The organism is Pseudomonas sp. PAMC 25886 (assembly GCF_000242655.1).
Taxonomy (GTDB): domain Bacteria; phylum Pseudomonadota; class Gammaproteobacteria; order Pseudomonadales; family Pseudomonadaceae; genus Aquipseudomonas.
Window position 1 is genome coordinate 19,512 of record NZ_AHHC01000077.1, and the last position, 8,244, is coordinate 27,755.

Below are 8,244 nucleotides of genomic sequence, written 5' to 3' on the forward strand. Positions count from 1 at the left end.
GGTTTTCAGTGATACCGAGGTGATGCTATCGCAGGCAAGCCAGCTCCCACATGTTGATCGGGTTTCTTCAGCTGTAGACCGGCCAGGTATCGACGATTTTCCCGCCGCGCACCGCCAGCAAATCCCCGAACTGCAACAACACAAACTCGCTCTGGGTCGGGCGCAAAAACACCTGGTCTTCCACGTTCAGCCCCACCTTAGGCGAGCCGTTGACCATCTCCTGATTGGAGCTGCGCCCGTACAGGTCATTACTCTGCAATCCCTTGGGCGATTCAAATTCAGCCATCCAGTTGCCCCCGTAGATAAAGAACGTGGCGCGCTGGTTTGCATCCCACCACGAGAACAACCGCGACTTGCTATCCAGCGCCGGAATGTCCACCGGCCCGGTGCTTTTCAATACGGGCGTGGCGATATAAGCCGCCGGCAGGTGTTCACTCAGCGACGGTAAGTCATAGTGGGTCGGCTTGAGCAACGCCGTGCCCACCGACACCTCGCTGCTGAGTTTTTCCTGCTCGTGAATGCGATAACTCGGGCTGCCCGCCGTGTTCAATGTCAGCCCGTCATGCCACAGCGGCGCAAAGTGCTGACGGGTGTAGTCCACATAGCCGTTGTAGCGCTGCATGACCTTCTCGAACAGATCCTGGGGCGAACCCAGAATGCCCGGTACTCCCATGCCCACAAACGGGTCGTACCCCATGAAGCCGCTGAATTCCAGCTGCTGCGGATGCGCGCTGATCAGCGTCAGCATCTGCCCCAGCACCGCGTTGTCGCTGATGCCGCCGCGATGCAGGCCCACATCCAGCTCGATATTGACCCGCAGTTTCGTGCCCAGCCCCTGGGCCAGCGCCAGGTATTGCTGCAAGCGTTCGGGGGTGTCCAGCAGCCATTGCAACTGCCGGGACGGGTCGAACGGGCCTTTGTGGGTTTGGTAAAACAGCTCGGCCGAACGCACCGGCAACGGCTTGCCCAGCAGGATATCGGCGTCGGGAAAGACCTGGGCATCGTGGTTCAGAAACGGCTGGTGAAACGACATCAGGCGTTGGGTGCCGGCACGCTTGGCGATGTAGGCCAGCAGCCCTGGCGAGGGCAGGGATTTCTCCACCAGCCGCAGGTGTTTGCCGCCACGTTGTACCGACTGCATCACCACATCGATGTTGTGGTCCAGCCGGTCGAGGTCAATCAGCATCACCGGGCGCATCGGGCCATGGGCCTTGAGTTCCTGATTCAGGCTACGAAAGTACTCGGTGTACGGGCTGCCCCGGTCGCCCGGTCTTAGCAGCATGGCACCGCCTACCAGCAACACACCGGTGCCGAGCATGAAATGTCTGCGGTTCATCAGGCCACTCCCAGAATCGATGACAGGTGCGCATTAAGGAATTTACCGCTGGGGTCCAGCTCGCGGCGCACCCGGGTGAACTCTTCCCAGCGCGGGTACAACGGCTGCAAGGTGCGCGCATTGAGGGTGTGCAACTTGCCCCAGTGCGGGCGGCCGGCGTATTTCCAGAAGATCGGTTCCACGGCGGCGAAGAAGTTGTGGTGGTCCATGGTGTAGTGCTGGTGCACGGAGATCGAACAGCTGTCGCGGCCCTCGAACATGCTCAGCGGAATGTCGTCGGCCTTGACGTAGCGGTACTCGATGGGAAACCAGGTACGCAGGTCCTTGTCGTTGATCAACTTGAGGATTTCCCGCAGGCAGGCCGGGCCGTGTTCGGCGGGCACCGAATATTCCATCTCGTTGAAGCGCACATTGCGCACGTTGGCGTACACCTGGTACGACTCGGCGACGCGGTCTTCGAAGCTGGCGAAAAACCGCAGGCTGTTGAGCAAGGTGCGCCGGGCGTCGGGGAAATCACTGCCGTACTTGTCGAGCTTTTCGATGATCGACACAAACTCGTTGCCGCCCGCCTCGGCCGGGTCGATGGGCGGGGTTTCGGGGTCGGTGGTTTCATTCAGGGCGATGGACAGCGCGTAGTCGGAATGGGTCACCACGAGCATTTCCCAGTGCTGGTTTTCCCGGGTGTTTTTCCCTACGTCTTCCAGCAATTCTTCGGTCTTGGCGATCCACTGGCGCTCCCGCAGGCGGTACGGCGTGCGGTTTTGCAAACGTACCCGGGTGGCCACGCCGAGGGCGCCGAGGGATACCCGGGCGGCGCTGAACACTTCAGGGTGATGGTGGGCGTCACAGTCCAGAACCTCGCCCTGGGCCGTCACCAGTTGCAGGCCGGTGACGCAACCGGAATAAGAGGTGAAGCCCACGCCGGTGCCATGGGTAGAGGTGGAGATCGCCCCGGCCAAGGTCTGGTAATCGATATCCGCCATGTTCGGCAGCGCCTGGCCGACGTCTTTCAAGGCCTGGCCCATGCGCGACATCGGTGTGCCGGCGGCGAAGGTCGCCTGCAAGGTGTGCGGGTCATGCTCCAGCAGGCCGTTGAAATAGCTCAGGGACAGCAGCGTGCCGTCGGTGGGCACCAGGGCACTGAACGAATGGCCCGAGCCCACCGGCCGCACTTTTCCCGGTGCCTGGCCGATGACCTGCACCAGTTCGTCGAGGGTCTTCGGTGCCAGCCGCGCCAGGGGCAGGCAGGTTTGCGCCCCCGACCAGTTGCGCCAGGGAATCAGCCGTGGTGCCCGGGCCAGTTGGGCCAGCACCGGGTTACTGGTCAATGCCATGAACGCGCCGGCTACCGCGCCGCGTTGCAATAATTCTCGCCGTGAAAGCCCCATCGCCTACCCCGTTATGCTTATTGGATGTGTTGACCCGACATAAAACTGATCAGCCCGAGGAATTGCTCTTCGGAGCACTGCACGCACAGGCCCATGGGTGGCATGCCGTTGTAACCGTTGATGGTGTGGTCCAGCAGGGTGTCCGGGCCCTGGGCGATGCGCGGGCTCCAGGCCGGGCCGTCACCGGTCAACGGCGCGCCGGAGGCCGGGTTGGCGTGGCACAGCTTGCAACTGGTGTCGTAGACCTGGGCCAGGGCTGCGTCGCCGGGCATGGCATTGGCCGCCGTGGCGCGTTCGGGGGGATGTTTCGGTTTGTCGCCGCAGGCTGTCAGCAGGCAGGTCACGGCCAGCAGCAGACTGATGCGACGGGGGTTGATTGCCCGCATAGCCACCCTCTCTCTTATTGTGTGAAAGCGTGATCCACACTAAGGCAGCCAGGGCGCGGCGTTGAGGGTATTGGGGGACAGAAAGGGGGGCTTGGGCGGACAGTCAAAGGTGGGGGTTGGCCCCCCACCCGCGCAACAGGTGTTAGAACGCTATACCGACCTTGAACCCATACTCGTCACGCTTGAGCTTGGTGTTGTCGGCCACGTAGGAGTCGCCGTCGAGTTTGTACTCGGTGCGGGTGTAGTACAGGCCCGCCATCACCGGCAGGTCGCCTTTCTGGTTCATCAACAGGCTGACTTCGGCGTACGGGTTGGTGCGGTCCTTGAGGTCCACGGTGTCGCTGCCGATGCCGTCGACCTTGAGCTTGGCGCGGCCATCAATGGTACGGCGGGCACCCAGCTCAACGCGCATGGTCATGTCATCGAACTGGTGGTTGTAACCCAGTGCAGCCTTGGCGAACGGCGATTTGTTGGTGAGCTTCATGTCGTAGTCGCCCGAGTCCGGCTCGTAGCGGGTCCAGCTGTAGCCGCCGCCCACCAGCACGTCGACGAAGTTGCGCGCATCCAGCGCGGCGCGCCAGCCGAGGTCGAGGTCGGCCTGGCCTTCCTTGAGCTTGTTGTCGCTCTTTTCGCCGTACTTGGCTTCGATACCGGCCTGATAGATAAAGCCCGACTCGGCCGTCAGCTTGTTGCCGAAGTTGTAGAACAGACCGGCTTCAGGCATGTGGTCCTTGTCGCTTTCGCTACCGCCTTCCAGCTTGAAGTCGTTGTAGCTGCCAAGGATCCCGAAGGTGGAAATCGGGTCAGTCGGCGCCGCCGCGAACACCACACCCGGTGCAGCGATCAGGGCCAGGACCGAGGAATTCTTGAGGATTTTTCCGAATAGTTTGGACATCGTTTTACGTCTCCATTGTAGGTGGCAAATTATTCAGGAAACGGTTCGAACCCTCGCTTTGGCGAAAGGTTCGAATTAATTTGCACCTTTTTTCGAGGTAAAACGGTTCAGCGAAGGCTCTATATCAAGCCTCTTGGACGGGAGCCAGCAAACGCTCGAGAATCGGCCGCAACTGTGGATGCTCCGGCAGCCGAATGCCAAAGCTGGCTTGCAACAGGCCCAGCAGCTCATCCACGTCCTCGATTGCACGCTTTTCACTGGCCCGGTCCAGGTAGTGAATCGCGTACTGGCCGTTGTTCAACGTGCGACGAAATCCCGGGCCAATTAGTGCGACTTTCAACTGGCCGAGGAATGGCGAATCGGGGTGGGTGGAGACGTACCAGTTACCGATTTCGTAGTCGAAACGTGACTGCACCTGCAGGTCGAACACGTACAAGCCGCGCCACTCACCGGCGACATGCGCCCACAGGGTGTAACTGCCTTCGTTCAGGCTCAGGCGATAGGGTTCATGGGCGGTGGCCTGGGTGGCGTCGGTGTCCAGTTGCAGCGGGCTGGTAGGCACCATGCCACCAAAGCCGACATCGCTGATGTAACGCACACCGTCCAGCGTCACCAGGCTCAGCCGATGGGTGCGCGCCGTGAGTGCATCCGGCGGGCCGCCCATTACCACGCGGCCGGTAATGCCCCGCGCGTCGAAGCCCAACTCCTGCAGCAAGGCCAGGAACATCTGGTTTAGCTCGTAGCAATAACCACCCCGCCCGTCGAACAGGACTTTCTGCTCGACGCTCGGCAAGTCGATCGGCACCGGGGCATGCAGCAGGGTCGACAGGCTTTCAAACGCGAAGGTGCTGACGTGGCGCAACTGCAAATCCTGCAGGGTTTGCAGGGTCGGCGGTGGCGGCGTGTCGTAGCCCAAACGTTGCAGGTACAAAAGGCTGTGGGTCAGCTCTGGCATGATGCAATCCTGGCGTGGGTGGCAAAGACATCACTAATACCCCGAAGGCGGTTGTTTGCCAATTGTGATTTGAATCAAACACAAGCCCTGTGATGCAGAAACTTTCTGAACCTTTCTGAACGGTTTCATATCCATTCACTACAAGACAGGGAGGCATCATGAGTACCGCGACGATCTACACCATCCACTACTTGCTACACGGCGAACCGAAAACCTTTGTGGTGCGTGCCGAGATCATGAACAACGCCGAAGCCTGGCATTGGGCGGCCGTTGACGCCGACATTGCCCATGTGGGGCGCATTGGCCGACCGGGTCATGAGCGGGTGAAAAAGACCACTCGGCCCTGGGCGGAGAAATTTGGCATCACCGAGGTGACATGGACAGCCCCGAAACGGCTTGGCTGAAGAAAAGCCCCGCTCAACGGCGGGGCTTGTTTCACTGCTTCAGATCCCCCAGGGGATCATAGGCCGGCTTCTTGCCGGTTTTTTCCGGCTTGTCCAACGGGGCAATCGCAGGGCCTACCGGGTCGACCTGCGGGTCTGAAACATCGGGGGAATCGGGATCGAAACCCAATTCGTCCTTGCCGCTGGAATGCTCCGATGAATGCGGGCCACTCTTACTGTTACTCATCACTGCCTCCTTCGCGCGCCGGTTACAGCGGGCGGGCCTTGTCGTGCAGGTTTTCCAGGTCTTCCTCGACCCGCTCCTCGTTGTGCTCGCGCTCAGCAGGGTCGTTGGGGCGCAGGGCGTCGTTGTCGCGCTCCTCTTCGCCGGGCGTGCGGTCGGGGTTGGGTGTGCCGGGCGGCTGTTGCTGGTACCGGGTCATGGTTCACCTCACTTGGGGTCGATTGCCTACGAGGTTTAGAGAAAACGCGGTGGGCCATCGTTCAACCGGATTACCGTCACTCCGACGGGCGAACCATGAGAAGATGCCGGCCGGCGTTATACCCCTACTCAGCCCATGGAGACTGCACCCGGATGTTTGAGCTTAAACCGTGCGACCCGATTGTTTTTCGCCAGCAGACGCGACGCAGCACGCTGATAGTCGCGGTGCTGTTCGTGGCGCTGGCGATGGGGCTGTCCAGCCTGGCGGTGATGGTGTTTGGTACGCCTGGGGGCGATAACTTTCGCTTTAATGTGGGCGGGGTGTTTGCCGGGGTATTGATCACACTGGCGCTGGTGCGGGGGCCATTCTGGAACCAGGCCTGGCTGGCGCCGGCGGTGTATGGCTGGCAGCTCAAGCGCAGTTTGATGAGTGTGACGAATGTGATGCACAAGGTGACTGACCGGGTGAAAGCGAATGATCCGGTGGCGATCAAATTGCTGCGGTTTTATCACCTTGGGTTGATGCAGATGCACGAACTGGACGCCAACTCGAGCGCTCAGGCGCAGTTGGTGCGCGAGGTTGATGAGCACCTGGAGAGGATGCGGGGGTTGGGGATTGAACCTGACCAGACGCGGTTGGATCCGGGGTGGGTTGAGGCGGTGAAGGCTCGCTGATTGGGGGGATATCCGTTTTTTCGGTGATGGCGGATATGGGTTCCGCTCTTACAGCGGGTCACTTTTGAAAGGAGCCCAAAAGTAACCAAAAGGCTCTTGCCCCACCACTCGGCACCTCGCTTAGGCTCGGTGTGCCCTCTCTCCGGTACTACTCCGCGGGCCGCCGCGACGGGGCGTCCCTGCCCCGTCGCGGCTAAACCGGCGTCCTGCCGGTTTACCCGCTCCGTACTACCTGCGTTCGGCCACGTGGTTTAACGGGGCGCCTAAGATCAAGATCAAAAGCAGATCAACAGCACAGCGGCCTACCGGCGTTTTTCAAGGTAGTTGTCGCGTTCACCGTCGTACTACGCGGCTTTTATTACCACTGTCAGCTCCCTTTCAGGGTTCAGATACACCGTCCCGATAGGGTTCCAGTTGCGTGTCTCACCTGACCATCTTTCCGGTCTTCTCTCTCTGGCTTGCCTGTATACCGCCTCTCGGCGAGCCAAGATTTCCCGGTCTTTCCCTTCGTGACGTTGAGCGGGTGTCACGAAGCGGATCCGACTATGACGGTGCACGGTGTTGTACCAGGTCATAAAATTCCTTACCCAGATACGCGCCTCATCCAGGCTGGAAAACCCGTCCTGCGGCCACTGCGGGCAGTATTTCAGCGTTCTGAACAACGATTCCGAGTACGGGTTGTCGTTACTGACCCGTGGTCTACCGCGAGACGGCGTGATGCCCAAGTCGTACATCTTGGTTAGTAGCGTTAACGATTTCATCGGCGCACCGTTGTCCGAGTGAAGCACCAACGGCTGGAGCCAGCACTTTTCCTGAGTCACGCTTCGTTGCAGCAACGCGGCTGCTTTTTCACCGCTTTCTGCTTCGTAAACTTCCCAACCCACCGCCTTCCGGCTGTAGATATCCTCGATCAGATAGAGGTAGTAAAACTTTCCGCGAACCGGTGACGGCAAGTAAGTGATGTCCCATGACCACATTGATTGGCGGCGGTCGCCGCATAAGTCGTGGGCGCCTCATGACGATGCGGCCGCTTGGCACGCGAGCGATGTTGCTGCTGACCTGCCGCGTGCAGTACGCGATAAAATGTCGCCTCCGAGGCCATGTAACGCCCCTCGTCAGCCAGCTGTGGCACGATTTGGCTCGGCGGCAGATGCGCATAGGTTTTGCTGTTGCACAGCGTCACGATACTTTGCCGTTCAAGCTCACTGAGTGCGTTGTTCGGCATCCGCCTGAGCGTCGTCGTGCGCCCATCCGCCAAGATTTCTTCCGGCAAATTCCAGCGTTGCAGTGTCCTCAGTGAAAGGTCTACCTCATGACAAGCAGGCGCCCTGCGGGCGCCCGCCAGGATGGCTTCATTGAGCCAACCAACGAGTAAATACCGTTCTGGCAACAAGGTCAGTTGTCCTCGTCGTCGCTCCCCCAGTAGGCATTGAGCTTTTTTCTCAGCACCAGTAACGCCGCCGTCTCGGCCAGCGCCGCATCCTTGCGGCGTAGTTCGCGCTCAAGCTCACGGATCCTTTTTTTATCATCCCGTGACTGCCCTGAACTCGCCGTTTTCGCAGCTGGTTTTTGGGTGCTACTGGCGATAAACGCATTACGCCAATCGGTAATCTGCTCGGGAAAAATACCTTTCCTTCGGCAATATTCACCGATCTCCAGTTCCGACAGCGAACCTGTCTCTATGATGACCGCCAGTTTGGATTCGGCTGACCAATTTTCGGCGGGTTGTTTAGCGTCGGACAATTGCGTTCCTCTGGCAGCAGCTTGTTTGCGCCAATAATGGA

9 protein-coding genes and 1 pseudogene are annotated in these 8,244 nt (G+C 60.0%); 2 read left to right on the forward strand and 8 right to left on the reverse strand.

Annotated elements, in window-relative coordinates; translation table 11 throughout:
* Positions 1 to 67: 67 nt before the first annotated feature.
* The 5 genes from MUM_RS0124895 to MUM_RS0124915 all read right to left on the reverse strand — a co-directional run bounded on the left by MUM_RS0124895 (position 68) and on the right by MUM_RS0124915 (position 4,960).
* Positions 68 to 1,282 (reverse strand): DSD1 family PLP-dependent enzyme, encoded by a 1,215-nt coding sequence (locus tag MUM_RS0124895; protein WP_177325015.1) that lies wholly within the window; start codon positions 1,280 to 1,282, stop codon positions 68 to 70.
* A gap of 53 nt (positions 1,283 to 1,335) precedes the next feature.
* Positions 1,336 to 2,664: a D-arabinono-1,4-lactone oxidase gene (locus MUM_RS0124900; RefSeq protein ID WP_169389324.1), complete on the reverse strand. Its 1,329-nt coding sequence runs from the start codon at positions 2,662 to 2,664 to the stop codon at positions 1,336 to 1,338.
* A 77-nt stretch (positions 2,665 to 2,741) separates the two neighbouring features.
* On the reverse strand, positions 2,742 to 3,110 hold the full coding sequence (locus MUM_RS0124905) for a c-type cytochrome (RefSeq protein ID WP_010175315.1): 369 nt from the start codon (positions 3,108 to 3,110) through the stop codon (positions 2,742 to 2,744).
* A 142-nt stretch (positions 3,111 to 3,252) separates the two neighbouring features.
* Positions 3,253 to 4,005 carry an outer membrane beta-barrel protein gene (locus MUM_RS0124910; RefSeq protein WP_010175317.1) on the reverse strand — a complete coding sequence of 251 codons (753 nt, stop codon included), beginning with the start codon at positions 4,003 to 4,005 and terminating at the stop codon, positions 3,253 to 3,255.
* 124 nt (positions 4,006 to 4,129) lie between these two features.
* Complete coding sequence (locus tag MUM_RS0124915; RefSeq protein ID WP_010175319.1) at positions 4,130 to 4,960, reverse strand: arylamine N-acetyltransferase family protein; 831 nt, start codon at positions 4,958 to 4,960, stop codon at positions 4,130 to 4,132.
* Between the two features lie 158 nt (positions 4,961 to 5,118).
* Between MUM_RS0124915 and MUM_RS0124920 the strand changes: the two genes are divergently transcribed.
* Positions 5,119 to 5,364, forward strand: a complete 246-nt coding sequence (locus tag MUM_RS0124920; RefSeq protein WP_010175320.1) for a DUF6555 family protein — start codon at positions 5,119 to 5,121, stop codon at positions 5,362 to 5,364.
* 31 nt (positions 5,365 to 5,395) lie between these two features.
* On the opposite strand, the gene MUM_RS0124925 is transcribed toward MUM_RS0124920, so the two are convergent.
* Both MUM_RS0124925 and MUM_RS1000000134640 read right to left on the reverse strand, forming a co-directional pair.
* Positions 5,396 to 5,590, reverse strand: coding sequence for a DUF6021 family protein (locus MUM_RS0124925; RefSeq protein ID WP_010175321.1), 195 nt, complete (start codon positions 5,588 to 5,590; stop codon positions 5,396 to 5,398).
* Positions 5,591 to 5,612: 22 nt separating this feature from the next.
* Positions 5,613 to 5,786, reverse strand: a complete 174-nt coding sequence (locus tag MUM_RS1000000134640) for a hypothetical protein (protein WP_010175322.1) — start codon at positions 5,784 to 5,786, stop codon at positions 5,613 to 5,615.
* 152 nt (positions 5,787 to 5,938) lie between these two features.
* Between MUM_RS1000000134640 and MUM_RS0124935 the strand changes: the two genes are divergently transcribed.
* Entirely contained in the window at positions 5,939 to 6,460 is a 522-nt protein-coding gene (locus tag MUM_RS0124935; protein ID WP_010175324.1) for a DUF3087 family protein, read from the forward strand.
* Positions 6,461 to 6,804: 344 nt separating this feature from the next.
* Here the strand turns inward: MUM_RS0124935 and MUM_RS01000000132685 are convergent.
* Positions 6,805 to 8,244: pseudogene (locus tag MUM_RS01000000132685) on the reverse strand (IS3 family transposase); the annotation flags it as partial.